The organism is Providencia sp. wls1922, from assembly GCF_009706505.1.
Taxonomy (GTDB): Bacteria; Pseudomonadota; Gammaproteobacteria; order Enterobacterales; family Enterobacteriaceae; genus Providencia; species Providencia lanzhouensis.
Window position 1 is genome coordinate 46,578 of sequence record NZ_WLUG01000094.1, and the last position, 16,046, is coordinate 62,623.

Sequence of the window (16,046 nt, forward strand, 5' to 3'; positions counted from 1 at the left end):
TGCTGAATCTATGCCGCTTTCTTCCAAGCTTTTGCAGAACCAACACCAACGTATTATTCAGCAGTTTACGGAGCAATCTTCTGAGTTGCTTCCGTTAAATGAATCTGAACTGAATTTCCTGTCATTCAGTGATTTTGCGTTGAAACAGGTTCTCACCCATTCCCGATTTTTACAGCATATTCGAACACTGCCGCCAGTAGGTGATGAATGGGCTCGCTATGGGGAATGGCTGGAAGAAGCGCTAGCATCGGTGACGGATGAAGACTATTTGATGCAAGTTTTACGCACTTTTCGTCATCATATGTTAGTGCGTATCGCTTGGATGCAAACCTTAGAATTATGTACTCAGCGCGATACCATTGTGCAACTGAGCGAATTGGCTGAGGTATTGATTGTTGCGGCGCGAGACTGGCTATACAAAACCTATTGCCTCTTGTGGGGAACGCCGTGTGATCGTGCGGGAAATCCGCAGCCACTATTAGTACTTGGAATGGGGAAACTGGGTGGTAGAGAATTAAATTTTTCTTCTGATATCGACCTGATTTTTGCTTATCCCGAAAATGGGGTTACTCAAGGCGGACGTAAAGAGCTGGATAACGCGCAGTTTTTTACGCGCTTAGGTCAGAAGCTTATCCGCGTTCTTGACCAAGTCACCATTCACGGTTTCGTGTATCGCGTTGATATGCGTTTACGCCCATTTGGCGATAGCGGTCCATTGGTCTTCAGTTTTTCTGCTTTGGAAGATTACTACCAAGAACAAGGGCGTGACTGGGAACGCTATGCTATGGTCAAAGCCCGTATCATGGGGCCTGACAGCGTCCACTATGCGGATACGTTGCGTAAATTATTGCGCCCGTTTGTCTACCGTCGCTATATTGATTTCAGCGTCATCCAATCCCTACGTAATATGAAAAACATGATTGAGCGGGAAGTCCGCCGCCGTGGATTGGTCAACAACATCAAATTAGGCGCAGGAGGCATTCGTGAAATTGAGTTTATCTCCCAAGTTTTTCAGTTGATCCGAGGTGGGCGAGAACCTGCATTACAGTCACAATCTTTATTTACGGCATTGCAAGGCATTGAAGAACTTGCATTATTACCTGCGCAGCAAGTCACTCAACTGCAAGACAGCTATATCTTCCTGCGTCGGTTAGAGAATTTACTGCAAAGTATCGATGACCAACAAACCCAAACATTACCCGATGATGCTTTAAACCAGGCGCGTTTAGCGTGGGGGATGGGGTTTGCAAACTGGGCTGATTTTTATCAGCAACTGAGTACGAAAATGGCCACGGTACACCAAATCTTCGCAGAACAAATTGGTAGCGATGATGAGGAAGACCAAGTAGAAGAGTGCCATGAAGCATATATTACGCTCTGGCAAAGCGAGCTTTCCAAAGAGGAGCTGGCAAGTTATTTACCGTCAAAAGATGAACTCGTCGCAGAAAAAATGATCCACGGAATTAACCTATTCCGCCATGATCTTAATAAGCGCACTATCGGTCCTCGTGGACGTGATGTTCTTGATGAATTAATGCCCAAATTGTTGGCTAAAGTGGGTGAGCGCGAAGATGCAGGGAGAGTGATTGAGCGCATCACGCCATTACTGCTGAGCATTGTTAGCCGAACAACTTATTTAGAGCTTATGCTCGAATTTGACGAAGTGCTGACCCACGTTATTCGTTTGTGTGCGGCTTCACCAATGATTGCCGAGCAGTTAGCCCGCCATCCACTTTTGTTGGATGAATTACTCGACCCGCAATCCTTGTATCAGCCATTACCGCTCACCGCTTACCGTGATGAATTACGCCAATATTTAATGCGTGTACCTGAAGATGACGAAGAGCAGCTATTAGAAGCACTCCGCCAATTTAAACAGGCACAATTATTACGCATTGCCGCGGAGGATATCTCTGGGGTACTCCCTGTGATGAAAGTGAGTGACCACTTAACGTATTTGGCTGAAGCGATTATTGATGCGGTGGTACGCCAAGCATGGCAAATGATGGTCAAGCGTTATGGTGAGCCAGATCACTTAGCGCAGTTTGATGAAAAACAGTACGGATTTGCGGTACTGGGTTATGGAAAATTAGGCGGCTGGGAGTTGGGTTATAGCTCAGATTTGGATTTGGTTTTTCTGTTTGACTGCCCGATGAATGCGGTGACAACAGGGGATCGTTCCATCGAGGCTCGCCAATTTTATCTGCGTGTTGCGCAGCGTATTATTCATCTTTTTAGCACCCGCACGGCTTCGGGGGTATTGTACGAAGTGGATGCGCGCCTAAGACCTTCTGGTGAATCGGGCATGTTGGTCAGCACAATTCAATCTTTCGATGACTACCAAAAAAATGATGCGTGGACATGGGAACACCAAGCGCTGATCCGTGCTCGTATGGTATTTGGTGATAATTCTCTACAACAAAAATTCACGCAAATTCGTCATGAAACCTTATGTTTGCCGAGAGAGCCAGATGTGCTGCGTGAGCAGGTGCGGGATATGCGCCTGAAAATGCATCGGCATTTGGGAAGCCATCAGGAAAACGAGTTTGATTTAAAAGCGGATCCGGGCGGGATCACTGACATTGAATTTATTGCTCAATACTTAGTGCTGCGTTTTGCTATTGATAACCCAGCGCTGACTCGCTGGTCTGATAATGTGCGTATTTTTGAGTTAATGGCACAGTATGATTTTATGCCAGAAGAAGAGGCGTATGGCTTAACGCAGGCGTATGTCACGATGCGTAACGAGCTACACCATTTAGCGCTACAATCTTTACCGAGTCGGGTAGATAGCCAGCAATTTGCGAATCAACGAGCTTTGGTGCTTGCCTGCTGGAAAAAATGGCTTGAGTAATTGATTAGCTAGCAAATTATTTAGGCGATATCGCGCAGTATGCTAGTATTAGCGGCAATTAATTTCAGATTTTCTTTTCATAACTGGAGTGCGGGATGAAAGTAACCCTTCCTGATTATAAGCAAGCAGGTGTATTGGTTGTTGGTGATGTCATGTTAGATCGCTACTGGCATGGACCTACGAATCGCATTTCACCTGAAGCGCCGGTTCCGGTTGTTAAAGTGACGATGGTGGAAGAGCGCCCAGGTGGCGCTGCAAACGTGGCAATGAACATTGCATCACTCGGTGCAAATTCTCGCTTAGTGGGTTTAACAGGGATTGATGATGCGGCAAAAGCGCTGACCGAGAACCTGAATGGCGTGAATGTGCGCTGTGATTTTGTAGCAATTCCAACGCATCCAACCATTACTAAGTTACGTGTTTTATCCCGTAACCAGCAGCTGATCCGCCTCGACTTTGAAGAAGGGTTCGAAAATGTGGATGCACAGCCAATGTTAGAGCGCATCGAACAAGCTCTGCCACATATTGGCGCGTTGGTGCTGTCTGACTATGCGAAAGGTGCATTAACCGAAGTTGAGAAGATGATTGCGCTGGCGAATAAAGCAGGCGTGCCTGTTCTTATCGACCCGAAAGGCAACAACTTCGAACGTTATCGCGGAGCAACCCTGTTAACGCCAAATATGTCTGAATTTGAAGCGATAGTGGGTCGCTGCAAGGATAATAAAGATGTTGAAGAAAAAGGGATGCAGCTTCTTGAGTCTTTAGAGTTATCAGCACTGTTGATTACTCGCTCAGAGCAAGGGATGAGCTTGATCCGCCGCAATGAGGCACCTCTACATTTACCGACTGAAGCACAGGAAGTCTTTGATGTGACAGGGGCTGGCGATACGGTCATTGGCGTATTGGCGGCATCAATTGCATCAGGTCGTCCATTGCATGAAGCTTGTGCATTAGCGAATGCAGCGGCGGGTGTTGTGGTTGGTAAATTAGGGACTTCAACGGTTTCCCCTATTGAATTAGAAAATGCGATCCGTGGTCGCGCAGAGAATGGTTTCGGCGTAATGACCGAAAGCCAGCTTAAGCAAGCCGTAGCCGATGCGCGTGCTCGCGGTGAGCGCGTAGTGATGACCAATGGCTGTTTCGATATTCTGCATGCAGGACATGTTTCCTATTTGGCAAATGCACGTAAATTGGGTGATCGCCTGATTGTTGCGGTAAACAGCGATGCATCGACTCGTCGCTTGAAAGGCGAAACTCGCCCAGTTAATCCATTAGACCAGCGTATGATTGTGTTGGGCGCATTAGGTGCCGTGGATTGGGTTGTGCCATTCGAGGAAGATACACCTCAGCGTTTGATCTCCGAAATTCTGCCTGACATTTTAGTAAAAGGTGGTGATTATCAGCCAGATGAGATTGCCGGTAGCAAGGAAGTGTGGGCTGCTGGTGGGCAAGTGATGGTTCTGAATTTCGAAGATGGTATTTCAACCACTAATATCATCAAAAATATTATGAAAACCAAATAATTAAACATTATTTGGTGTCAGTGAATTAGCCTAGCTTTTTGTTTGCATTTAAATGCGTACAGAAGTTAGGCTTTTTTGTTTGTGATAGTTTTTCTTAAATGTTAGCTTATTGTGACGTCAATAATTGACGTCACTCTATCATCATTTATTCTATAACCACTAGATTGGATGTCATAGGATAGATGATGATAAAAATGATGGAACTGTCTTCTAAGCACCGTAAGACAATGGTGGATATACTCACTATACCGCCAAAATCTGGAATTAAATGGGATGATGTCTTAAGCCTAATTTGTAATTTAGGTGGAAAAGTTAAAAATGGTAATGGTTCACGGCGAAAATTTATTTTGTTCGGCTCTTTGTTTCAGACGCATGAACCCCATCCAGGTAATGTAATGGATAAAGGTGCTATTAGTGGCTTAAGTGAATGGTTTGAGAATGTAATTGGAGTGAAATATGATTAAAGGAAGCAATGTCATGATAATCGACGGGCATCCGGCGTCTGTCGCTTATGAATCTGAAATTAAAGCATTTAGAGGTAAGTTTTTAGATGTAACAGGCTATTGTGATTTTGTCTCAGATAGTATCGAGGGATTAATACAAGAAGCGAAAATTTCACTGGGGGAATATGTACTGACTTGTCAGGAAGAGGGAATTAAACCCTTTAAAGACCAAGAGACGATTAGGTCTTTTACTTTGCGATATCCCAGCCATTTGGAGCCACGTCTAGATGCAATAGCAACCGCTAATAATTTATCTAAAAATCAATATATTGTTCAATTATTAGAGCGTGAGCTTATTTCGAAGTAAAAAGGTATTTGCAAGGTAAACGTGCCCTGAAATTTAATTAAAACATTCAGGGCACTGTAATTTTTGAATCAATCTTCTTGTTTTTCTTCAATCACTTTTTCATCTGAAAAACGGGCTTCAAGTGCGCTAACGCGCTGCTCCATTTTCATCAGTTTTTCGCGAGTGCGCAGTAAAACTTGTGTTTGAATATCAAACTCTTCTCGGCTGACTAAATCTAATTTACCAAGCTGAGATTGCAGCAGTGAACGAAGCTTTTTATCAAAGTCTTCACCTAAGTCACGCACGCCTTTTGGTAATGCACCTTGAATTTGGCGGGCAACTTGTTCAATTTTTTTCGGATCGAGCATTCGCGGGTCCTTCAGTTTCAATATAACATCAGCTTTAAGATAGCGTCAGTTTCACAATAAATAATGTGGGGTAGTGTAATACCTGCGGCGTTATGAATAAACCACCTTCTTCTATTATTATGGAAACACACTGCTTCATCTTGTTTTTATTGGCGAAAAGTGTGAGTAAGTTTCCAGTTTATCGTTTGTTCGTTGCACCATTGAATTATTGGAGTTATATTGATTGCGTAATCTCAGGGCGGGGTGAAAGTCCCCACCGGCGGTAACATGCATCGCGCATGAAGCCCGCGAGCGCTTTGTTATCTTTGGCATTATTGTCATGGATAGGAAAGGTCAGCAGATCCAGTGTGAATCTGGAGCCGACGGTTATAGTCCGGATGGGAGAGAATCACTGTATCTGCATGTTTGTACCTATTGGGTGCAACATTGTTCTACATATTGAATGGCGAAACGGCTGTGAAGTCGTTATGTTTATTCATTTCTCGTACTCCTAAGACTGCCCTGGTTCTGGTAACTCAAATATTGTTAATTTAAGAAGGTTTTTACCATGAATCAGACGCTACTTTCCGAATTCGGTAATCCAACCGAGCGTGTTGAAAATGCAATTGAAGCCCTGCGCCAAGGCAAAGGTATCTTAGTTCTCGATGATGAAGATCGTGAGAATGAAGGTGACTTAGTGTTTGCAGCAGAAACCATGACCACCGAGCAAATGGCAATGACCATTCGCTATAGCAGCGGCATTGTGTGCCTGTGTATTACGGAAGAACGCCGTAAGCAGCTTGATATTCCGATGATGGTGGAGAAAAACACCAGCCAAAACCAAACCGGTTTTACGGTCACTATCGAAGCGGCAAAAGGCGTAACAACAGGCGTTTCTGCGGCTGACCGTATCACAACGATTAAAACCGCAATTGCGGATAACGCGGTACCTGCGGACATTAACCGTCCAGGTCACGTATTCCCTCTGCGCGCTCGTGAGGGTGGGGTATTAACTCGCCGTGGTCATACTGAAGCGACAATCGACTTAGCTGTACTGGCAGGTTTCAAACCCGCTGGAGTACTGTGTGAGTTAACCAACGATGATGGCAGCATGGCGCGTGCGCCAGATGTGGTGAAGTTTGCTCGTGAGCACAACATGACCGTTGTGACTATCGAAGACTTAGTGAACTACCGCCTTCAGTTGGAAAAAAAGCCAGCTAATTTGCTAGGTTTTTAAAACGTTTTGCTTATAGAGTCATCGGCCACAAAGTTGCACACCTTTGTGGCCTCTTCAAATTTTTTGATGATCATTCTCATAATTCTCCCACTGTGTTTTTTCTAAAAAAGGGTATGCTGATACTCATTATCCTTTTTGTGGAATTGAGGTCATCATGTCGACAAATAACCAACACTTAACCCATCGAATGCCTGCGGTATTTATCGGTCATGGTAGTCCGATGAACGCGATTAACCATAATTCATACACTGAAGCATGGGAAAAACTGGGCAAAACCTTGCCTAGACCGCGTGCGATTTTGGTGATCTCAGCACACTGGTATACCCGTGGAACGGCGATCACCGCGATGGTTAAACCGAAAACTATCCATGATTTTGGTGGTTTCCCTGAAGCTTTATACCAAATAGAGTATCCAGCACCAGGCTCTCCAGAACTGGCTAAACAGGTGGCTGAATTACTGTCTCCAGAACCAATTTATCAAAATAAAGAGGAGTGGGGGCTTGATCACGGTACATGGGAAATTTTAGTCCGTATGTATCCTCAAGCGGATATCCCCGTTATTCAGCTCAGTATTGATGGGTTGAAACCGGCGGCTTGGCATTATGAGCTGGGGAAAAAGCTGGCGACATTACGAAATGAAGGGGTATTGATTATGGGCAGCGGTAACGTGGTTCATAATTTAAGAGCGATGGATTGGCAAAATGCTAATGCAGCACCTTATCCTTGGGCAACCTCTTTTGAGCAGTTCGTGTATGACAATTTACGCAGTCACGAGCAGCCGCATCCGCTTACAAAAGGGTTAGATCGTGAAGATGGTAAATTATCGAATCCATCTCCGGAACACTTTTTACCTATTTTACCTATTTTAGGAACTTGGGATGGTGAAGAAGGGATAACTACGCCTGTGGAAGGCATTGTTTCTGCATCGCTGAGTATGTTGTCAGTGCAAATTGGCTAATATTTTCGAATCGATTAATGCTTTAAAGTTGATTAATACTGAGTATAAAAAATAAGAAAGCGGCACGAAATAGCTCGTTGCCGCTTTCTTTTTATCAGATACCCTATTTTTATCAAACTACTAAATATTAGTCGATAATGATATGTGGGTAGAAACGTGATAAATCCTGAGTAATCAGTTCTTTATCTTCGCGAATACAGATGCCCGCAGGTTGGTCGTTAACTAACCAGCTGCCCACTAATGTATAGCTGCCTTCAAATTTTGGCAGTGAGTGGAATTGCTGGATAATCATCCCTTCTTCACCATAAGGACCATCTGCAGAAGCGATTTCTTTACCATTTTCGATGACGCGAATATTCGCACCTTCACGAGAAAATAGCGGTTTAATCACATAGCTTTCAAGCTCTGGTTTGTTACCATCCGCAAAGTAGGCTGGTAACAAGTTTGGATGATCAGGGAACATTTCCCATAACATTGGCAGCAACGCTTTGTTGGAAATAATACTTTTCCATGCTGGCTCTAACCAACGTACACCCGCATCTTGCAGCTTGGTTGAGAAGATTTCTCTGAGCATAAATTCCCATGGATACAGTTTGAACAGGTTACTAATGACCTGATCTTGTGTATCGGTGAATTCACCTTTTTCACCCAGCCCGATTTCATCTATATACAGGAATTCGGTCGCTACGCCAGCTTCATTCGCACAGTCTTGCAGATATTGGACTGTGCCACGATCTTCTTCGGTATCTTGGCAGCAAGCCATATGTAGCAAGCGGAAACCATATTGATCTTTCAGCTCACCAAAACGCTCAATCAGCTGCTCTTGGATGCTGTTAAACTGGTCAGCATTTTCTGGCAGTTTTCCAGCTTCGATTTGGTCTTCTAACCAAATCCATTGGAAGAACGCTGACTCATACAGTGATGTTGGTGTATCCGCATTATTTTCCAGTAGCTTAGGTGGATTTACGCCATCGTAAGCTAAGTCTAGGCGGGAATATAATGAAGGCTGCTCACTTTTCCACGAACTACGGACAAATTCCCAACAGTGTTTAGGAATTTGGAAGCGAGCGAGTAATTCGTCGCTTTCAACAACGCGCTCAACCACTTTTAAACACATTTGGTGAATTTCAGCGGTAGCTTCTTCAATTTCTTCAACTTGCGCTAGCGTGAATTGGTAATAGGCATCTTCAGACCAGTACGGTTCGCCATACATAGTGTGGAAGTGAAAACCAAACTCATCCGCTTTTTCGCGCCAGTTAGGACGCTCTACAATAGGAACACGTTTCATTACTTATCAACCACCCATTGAACGGGAAGAGGATGAGCTGGATTTCGCGGACGAAGATGAGCGTTGCGCTGTCGCTTGTTTGTTGACTGTGTCACCGAAGCCGCCACGAGTAATAGTAGAGGTGGTGGCAGGTTTTGGTGCCATCGCAGTTTTTGGTACGCTCATTGAACGACCCCCGGCAACGGCTGGACCATAACTTTTACCCGTTGCATCAACAAATTTACCATTTGCTGGGCTTGCTGGGTTTTTAGAGCTAAACAGCGGTTGAGATGGTGCGCTACCGCCCATCATACGACCCATCATGTAGCCCATCATTAATGGCATCCACATGCTGCCACTGCTTTGTGATTGAGCCGCTGGCTCGCCGGCTGCTGGTGTGCTTATACCTGCGATACCTGCTTGAGCTGGAGCCTGAGTACACATTGCTTCACCAAATTCCGCTACGCAATCTTCTTGAGTTGCGTATTTTGGCGCTGTTTTAGCAGCTTCATTCAATGCGTTGTTATACGCAAGGGTGCATTGATCTGCTTGAGATGGATTTGCTTGGCTACAGTCTTGAGCGTTAGTGTACAGAGACACAGTTTCATCGCTCTCTTCACACGCAGAGAGCATAAATACAGCACTGACCGCTACAGCGACAGGGGCTAAACGGTATGAGCGCCAAGACTTACGGAAGGCGTTCTGATTAATATTTTTGGTACGCTTCATGGTCATGGTAATTACCTTGAATAAATAATAAGTAAGAGGTTCGAGATGTTGCCCTTAGAATAGGGGATATAGGATAAAAATTAAAGTACAAATGCTGCACAAATAATGGGAAATGATGGAATTAGCGAAATTGATTCCATTTTTGCATGTTGTTGGTGAAATCTAATGCCGAGTAATTCCTATTTTTCTTTGATATCAATAAATTAATTATGACGATTTTTTGACTATAGTCTCAATTAACCTCAGTCAGAATTGACTGAATTTTAAGAATTAGATGAATAAATAATACGGTAAGTTATTCATTATTTAGAGAACAGACAAATTCGCGTTATTTTAAAATAAGTGTCTGGATGATCGAGCTAAAAAAATAGCCCGCCATTTGGGCGAGCTATCTTCATCGACTAAATTAAATGATTATTTAATTTGGGGTGCAGTCGAGTTGCGAATAATGCTGTCAGGTGAAGTTTGGATCTCTTTACCTAAGCTAGCATTTAAACGAGCAATATCATCTTCGTTTAACGTACCACGCGCAAATTCGATGTTCAGTTGGTTGATCATATAATCGTAACGGGCGTTAGACAGGTTTTGCTTCGCTTGATACAGCGCAGTTGTTGCTGTTAACACGTCAACGATAGTACGAGTACCCACTTGGTAGCCAGCTTCCATTGCATCTAATGAGCTCTGGGCTGAAACAACAACTTGTTTATAAGCGTTGATGCTACTGATTGATGATGTCACGTTGTTATACGATGAACGAACCAATTGGATGACGTTACGGTAAACGCTTTCCAGTTGTTCACTCGCACTTTGGAAACCATATTGTGCCTGTTCAACTTGTGAACTAACCATTCCACCTGAATATAATGGCAGGCTTAAGGTTAAACCAATGCTGTTTTGGCCATTGTAGCTGTTATTTGCGCCACCGGTACGATCGTAACCGCTACCGTGGTTATAAGTGTTTGCTACGCTAGTTGATGCATCTAAGCCTACAGTTGGCATATGACCAGTTTCTGCTAAACGGATGTTTTCACGAGAAACGTCTTGCGCTAAGCGGGCGCTCAGTAAGCTCAGGTTACGTTGTTCGGCTTCTTTTAAGATAGATTCAACATCGTCTGGATTAGCAGTTTTGAAGCGGTCGATATTTAAAGACGCTAACTGGCTGTAGTAAACACCACTGACTTGGCGAAGTTTTTCAACCGCGTTAACTAAATCATTGCGACCTGCGACTTCTTGTGCAATCACGCTATCGTAATTTGCACGGGCGTTTTGCACGTCAGTGATTGCGACTAAACCGACGTTAAAACGTTGCGTTGTTTGGTCTAACTGGCGGTAAACCGCTTCTTTGTTGGCTTGGATGTAAGATAACGCATCAATGGCTTTCAATACGTTAAAATAAGCCGTTGCGGTATCTAAAATAAGCTGTTGCTGGCTTGTCTGATAGGTAACATCAGAAATTCCTGCGGTTTTTTCTTGAAGATCCAACTGACGCCATTTTGACATATCAAATACAATCTGGGTCAATTTCAATGATGCATTAAGACCTGTGCTTTCTGTGTTGCTAGCATCACGGTAACCGCTGCCATAGGTTGCTCCAGCGCCTAAGCCTAATTGCGGTAACAGCGGGCTACGTGCTTCATTGATTTTCTCAAAAGCTTGATTACGCTCAGCAAATGATTTTCTGAGTTCCGGGTTACTCTCTTTGGATTTTTGGTAAACCTGAAGTAAATCTTCTGCGTAACTATTAGCACTGAGACCCACAAAACTCATCGCAATAAAAAGGGGAAGCAGTTTCTTCATTTTGATTCCTTGATTAAACAGCAAATTATATGGAGCCTGTTGTCTAAAACTTATCATGTTAAGGACGATGATAGGCTGTTGGAACTCTGAAAAGAGAGACCGTTCTCAAAACAGACCCTATTGTTGCTCATAAATTTGAATAATGGCGCACATTGTAACAGAGGTGTGGCACGGAAAACGGTAGCCTTTTGTGCCATTTAGTCTCAATTTGTTTAAACATTACCTCATCTAAGGTTAAAAAACCTTAAAAACTGATTTAATCCTTTCATCTTTGTTAGTATAAAAATGAAAGGATTAGGAGACTATCAATGAATAATAAAATCGAAAATCCGATTAAATACAGTAAAAATGATATTGAAATTATATCTAAGCGTAAATTATTTAACGGTTTTTTTCAAATGATTGAATATCGATTTAAACATCGATTATTTGAGGGGGGCTGGAGCAAAGAAATTGTTCGCGAAGTGTTTGAAAGAGGGCATGCGGGGGCAATACTGCCTTATGATCCACAAACCGATAATGTCGTATTAATCGAGCAAATTCGATTCCCTGCTTTTGAATCAAGCGAAACGCCATGGTTGTTAGAGATAGTGGCGGGAATGATTGAAGACAACGAATCCCCTGAAGAGGTGGTTCGTCGCGAATCAACGGAAGAAGCGGGTCTCACTATTGGACGCATAGAAAAATCGATTAGCTATTTATCAAGCCCTGGTGGCACCAGCGAGCGGATTCATGTTTTTGTTGGAGAGGTCGATAGCTCGTTGGCAAAAGGCATTCATGGCTTAGCCTCAGAAAATGAAGATATCCGAGTGCATGTCGTGAGCCGAGAGCAAGCTTATCAATGGGTTGAAGAGGGCAAAATTGATAATGCGGCAACCGTGATAGCCATTCAATGGCTACAACTGAATCACCAAAAGCTGCAAGAAAAATGGGTGAAACTGATTTAAATAACCATTAATCTAGTGAAGTGTGTGCTGATTAGCAGATATTGAATGGATAGTTAGGTTAAAATCAGTGACCTATGTACTTGATGGTTTAGGTGATAATACTTAGCGCTATTTTTAAGGATAAAGGAATACTTTGGACAGCCAGCTTAAAGTGACTGCTAATAACCCTAAAGTTATTAGAATCTTACAAGTTACTGATACGCATCTTTTTGCTGATACGGAAAACACCCTTTTAGGGATCAATACTTACCGAAGCTATCAGGCGGTACTTGATGCGATTGCAGAACAAAACTTACCTGTCGATTTAATCGTCGCCACAGGGGATCTCGTTCAAGACCAATCACCTAAAGCCTATCAACATTTTGCGGCTGGGATTGAACGCATTCCTGCACCTTGTGTTTGGCTACCTGGAAATCACGATTATCCCCCTGCGATGGTCGGTACCTTAAAAATTGCCGGTATTTCGAGTGCGAAGCAGGTCTTTATTGGTGATGACTAGCAAATTTTAATGCTAGATAGCCAATTACAAGATGTTGCTCATGGCGAGCTTTCTGAGCAGCAACTGGAATGGATGAAGCTGTGTTTAGACGAGCAGCCGACACGCACGACACTGATTATGCTGCATCATCATCCATTACCTTCAGGCTGCACTTGGCTAGATCAGCACAGTTTACGAAATTCACATATTTTGGCGGACTATCTTAAAAGCTACCCCAATGTGAAAGCGATGCTATGTGGACATATTCACCAAGAGATGGATGAAAACTGGCACGGCATCCGCCTGTTAGCAACGCCATCGACCTGTGTACAGTTCAAGCCACACTGTACCAACTTTGCTTTAGATACGGTTGCTCCAGGCTGGCGCTATCTAGAATTAACGGTGAATGAGCAAGGGGAAAAAGTGATTGAAACCCAAGTTTATCGTTTAAATACTCAGGAATTTAGTCCTGACTTTGATTCAGATGGTTACTAATGGCAACATTACTGTATATTCATGGATTCAATAGCTCTCCACAGTCTGAGAAAGCAAATAATCTTAAACAGTGGTTGGCAGTGCATTATCCTCAAATCAATATGATTGTTCCGCAATTGCCTAATTTTCCGCAGCAAGCGACAAAATTACTCGATGATATTCTTGCTGAACATCAGCATGAAAAAATCGGTTTAGTGGGTTCTTCATTGGGTGGTTATTTTTCCATTTATTTTTCTGAGCGCTACCAAATTCCCGCAGTATTAGTGAACCCAGCGGTACGTCCGTTTGATTTGCTCAGCGATTATCTTGGGGAAAATACCAATCCATATACCCATGAAACGTATGTGTTAGAACCCAAACATATGCATGAATTGAAGGCGTTGCATCTCGAAAAGATACGTTCACCAAACTTACTTTGGTTATTGCAGCAAATGGGGGATGAGGTACTTGATTATCGTCAAGCCGTTGCCTATCTTTCAGAGTGTAAGCAAACGGTGGAACCGGATGGGGATCATGCATTTGTTGGGTTTGAACGTTATTTCCCGCAGATCATTCGCTTTTTGTCTCTGGTTGATAACGCAGAGAAATAGTGCGAAAACGCCAATACACTGTTATTATCAACAGTAATTCACTGATTGAATATACCCAATCTTCTTGAATTATTTAGGGTATAGTTCAATTAATCATCTATTACCGCAGAATGACAACATGACTCAATCTAGTTATAACGCAGAGGACATTGAAGTTCTCAGTGGTTTGGAGCCTGTTCGCCGTCGTCCTGGCATGTATACCGACACCAGCCGACCGAACCATTTGGCTCAAGAAGTAATTGATAACAGTGTCGATGAAGCCTTAGCTGGACATGCCGGACACATCCAAGTGATTTTATACCCCGATCAATCCCTCGAAGTGATTGATGATGGGCGTGGTATGCCTGTTGATATCCACCCAGAAATGAAAGTCTCCGCGGTTGAACTGATTTTAGGACAACTGCATGCTGGGGGAAAATTCTCCAATAAAAACTATCAATTTTCGGGTGGTTTGCACGGTGTTGGTATCTCCGTGGTCAATGCGTTATCAAAGCGTATTGAAGTCACCGTGCGCCGTGATGGCCAAGTTTATCAAATTGCGTTTGAAAATGGCGAAAAAGTCGAAGATTTACAAGTCATTGGTACTTGTGGCAAACGCAACACTGGAACCAGTGTCCATTTCTGGCCTGATGAAAGCTATTTTGATAGCCCGCGTTTCTCCGTTTCGCGTTTAACTCATAACTTAAAAGCAAAAGCCGTTTTATGCCCTGGCGTACAAATTACGTTTAAGGATCTGCTCAATGAAACTGAGCAAAGCTGGTGCTATAGCGATGGGTTAACCGATTACTTAATGGAATCGGTGGATGGCTTTGAAGCGCTGCCTGCCAAGCCATTTACAGGTGAATTCTCTGCTGAAGTTGAAGCCGCTCAATGGGCGCTATTATGGTTACCCGAAGGTGGTGAGCTACTGACGGAAAGCTACGTTAACTTGATCCCAACAGCGCAGGGCGGTACTCACGTTAATGGGTTACGCCAAGGCTTACTCGATGCGATGCGTGAATTCTGTGAATTTCGTAATATTTTGCCGCGTGGAGTGAAGCTATCTGCGGATGATATTTGGGATCGCTGCGCCTATGTTTTATCTGTGAAAATGCAAGATCCGCAATTTGCAGGACAGACGAAAGAGCGCCTTTCTTCCCGTCAATGTGCAGCGTTTGTTTCTGGTGTGGTGAAAGATGCCTTTAGCTTATGGCTAAACCAGAATGTTCAAGTTGCTGAGCAATTGGCTGAAATGGCGATTTCTAGCGCCCAGCGTCGCCTGCGTGCGGCGAAAAAAGTGGTGCGTAAGAAACTCACGAGTGGCCCAGCATTGCCGGGTAAATTAGCGGATTGTAGCTCTCAAGATCTCTCCATGACAGAACTGTTCTTAGTGGAAGGGGACTCGGCAGGTGGATCGGCGAAACAAGCTCGTGATCGTGAATATCAAGCCATCATGCCGCTGCGCGGTAAGATCCTCAATACGTGGGAAGTTTCTTCAGATGAGGTTTTAGCCTCCCAAGAAGTTCACGATATTTCTGTCGCGATTGGTATGGATCCTGATAGCGAAGATATTTCTCAGCTACGATATGGGAAAGTCTGTATCCTCGCGGATGCGGACTCCGATGGACTGCACATTGCCACATTGTTGTGCGCCTTGTTTGTGCGCCATTTCCCTAAATTGGTCAAAGAGGGGCATGTCTATATGGCAATGCCGCCACTGTATCGTATCGATTTAGGCAAAGAGACTTACTACGCATTAGACGAAAGTGAAAAAAATGCGGTATTGGAAAGATTAAGCCGTAAAAAAGGCAAACCAAACGTCCAGCGCTTTAAAGGACTGGGTGAAATGAACCCGCCACAATTGCGTGAAACGACGTTAGATCCAAATACTCGCCGCCTCGTTCAGTTAACTATCGATGATGATAATTACACAGAAACTATGTCGAAGATGGACATGCTTCTGGCTAAAAAACGCTCGGAAGATCGTCGTAACTGGCTGCAAGAAAAAGGCGATACGGCAGAAATTGAGGTCTGATCATAATCGGATGAATAAGAG

At 43.7% G+C, this 16,046-nt stretch carries 13 protein-coding genes, 1 pseudogene and 1 riboswitch; of the genes and pseudogenes, 10 read left to right on the top strand and 4 right to left on the bottom strand.

Annotated features, from left to right (window positions below; genetic code table 11):
* Window positions 1-10: 10 nt before the first annotated feature.
* The 4 genes from glnE to GKR71_RS12445 all read left to right on the top strand — a co-directional run bounded on the left by glnE (window position 11) and on the right by GKR71_RS12445 (window position 5,187).
* Window positions 11-2,854 (top strand): bifunctional [glutamate--ammonia ligase]-adenylyl-L-tyrosine phosphorylase/[glutamate--ammonia-ligase] adenylyltransferase, encoded by a 2,844-nt coding sequence (gene glnE / locus GKR71_RS12430; protein ID WP_036956263.1) that lies wholly within the window; start codon window positions 11-13, stop codon window positions 2,852-2,854.
* Between the two features lie 95 nt (window positions 2,855-2,949).
* Window positions 2,950-4,377, top strand: coding sequence for a bifunctional D-glycero-beta-D-manno-heptose-7-phosphate kinase/D-glycero-beta-D-manno-heptose 1-phosphate adenylyltransferase HldE (hldE, locus tag GKR71_RS12435; RefSeq protein WP_036956264.1), 1,428 nt, complete (start codon window positions 2,950-2,952; stop codon window positions 4,375-4,377).
* Window positions 4,378-4,562: 185 nt separating this feature from the next.
* The gene (locus GKR71_RS12440; RefSeq protein WP_154634351.1) at window positions 4,563-4,841 is read left to right on the top strand and encodes a type II toxin-antitoxin system HicA family toxin; all 279 of its coding nucleotides are present in this window, start codon (window positions 4,563-4,565) and stop codon (window positions 4,839-4,841) included.
* Window positions 4,834-5,187 carry a type II toxin-antitoxin system HicB family antitoxin gene (locus tag GKR71_RS12445; RefSeq protein ID WP_036956266.1) on the top strand — a complete coding sequence of 118 codons (354 nt, stop codon included), beginning with the start codon at window positions 4,834-4,836 and terminating at the stop codon, window positions 5,185-5,187. The genes GKR71_RS12440 and GKR71_RS12445 overlap by 8 nt, the downstream gene beginning before the upstream one ends.
* 68 nt (window positions 5,188-5,255) lie before the next feature.
* On the opposite strand, the gene ubiK is transcribed toward GKR71_RS12445, so the two are convergent.
* Window positions 5,256-5,534, bottom strand: a complete 279-nt coding sequence (gene ubiK, locus GKR71_RS12450; RefSeq protein ID WP_006662951.1) for a ubiquinone biosynthesis accessory factor UbiK — start codon at window positions 5,532-5,534, stop codon at window positions 5,256-5,258.
* Window positions 5,535-5,759: 225 nt separating this feature from the next.
* Window positions 5,760-5,927, top strand: a riboswitch (FMN riboswitch).
* Window positions 5,928-6,081: 154 nt separating this feature from the next.
* Between ubiK and ribB the strand changes: the two genes are divergently transcribed.
* A complete protein-coding gene (ribB, locus tag GKR71_RS12455; RefSeq protein WP_154634352.1) occupies window positions 6,082-6,750 on the top strand; it encodes a 3,4-dihydroxy-2-butanone-4-phosphate synthase in 669 nt (222 codons plus the stop codon).
* A gap of 154 nt (window positions 6,751-6,904) precedes the next feature.
* The gene (ygiD, locus tag GKR71_RS12460; protein ID WP_154634353.1) at window positions 6,905-7,708 is read left to right on the top strand and encodes a 4,5-DOPA dioxygenase extradiol; all 804 of its coding nucleotides are present in this window, start codon (window positions 6,905-6,907) and stop codon (window positions 7,706-7,708) included.
* A gap of 127 nt (window positions 7,709-7,835) precedes the next feature.
* On the opposite strand, the gene GKR71_RS12465 is transcribed toward ygiD, so the two are convergent.
* From GKR71_RS12465 to tolC, 3 genes are all read right to left on the bottom strand, one after another.
* Window positions 7,836-8,996: a glutathionylspermidine synthase family protein gene (locus GKR71_RS12465; protein WP_036956269.1), complete on the bottom strand. Its 1,161-nt coding sequence runs from the start codon at window positions 8,994-8,996 to the stop codon at window positions 7,836-7,838.
* Between the two features lie 6 nt (window positions 8,997-9,002).
* Window positions 9,003-9,710: a DUF1190 family protein gene (locus tag GKR71_RS12470; protein ID WP_154634354.1), complete on the bottom strand. Its 708-nt coding sequence runs from the start codon at window positions 9,708-9,710 to the stop codon at window positions 9,003-9,005.
* A gap of 408 nt (window positions 9,711-10,118) precedes the next feature.
* Window positions 10,119-11,501 carry an outer membrane channel protein TolC gene (gene tolC / locus GKR71_RS12475; RefSeq protein ID WP_036956271.1) on the bottom strand — a complete coding sequence of 461 codons (1,383 nt, stop codon included), beginning with the start codon at window positions 11,499-11,501 and terminating at the stop codon, window positions 10,119-10,121.
* A 308-nt stretch (window positions 11,502-11,809) separates the two neighbouring features.
* Between tolC and nudF the strand changes: the two genes are divergently transcribed.
* The 4 genes and pseudogenes from nudF to parE all read left to right on the top strand — a co-directional run bounded on the left by nudF (window position 11,810) and on the right by parE (window position 16,025).
* Window positions 11,810-12,448 carry an ADP-ribose diphosphatase gene (nudF, locus tag GKR71_RS12480; protein ID WP_132496541.1) on the top strand — a complete coding sequence of 213 codons (639 nt, stop codon included), beginning with the start codon at window positions 11,810-11,812 and terminating at the stop codon, window positions 12,446-12,448.
* A gap of 133 nt (window positions 12,449-12,581) precedes the next feature.
* Window positions 12,582-13,421 (top strand): annotated as a pseudogene (gene cpdA / locus GKR71_RS12485) (3',5'-cyclic-AMP phosphodiesterase).
* Window positions 13,421-14,011, top strand: coding sequence for an esterase YqiA (gene yqiA, locus GKR71_RS12490; protein WP_036956274.1), 591 nt, complete (start codon window positions 13,421-13,423; stop codon window positions 14,009-14,011). The pseudogene cpdA and the gene yqiA overlap by 1 nt, the downstream one beginning before the upstream one ends.
* A 118-nt stretch (window positions 14,012-14,129) precedes the next feature.
* Window positions 14,130-16,025 (top strand): DNA topoisomerase IV subunit B, encoded by a 1,896-nt coding sequence (gene parE / locus GKR71_RS12495; RefSeq protein WP_036956276.1) that lies wholly within the window; start codon window positions 14,130-14,132, stop codon window positions 16,023-16,025.
* Window positions 16,026-16,046: the final 21 nt, after the last annotated feature.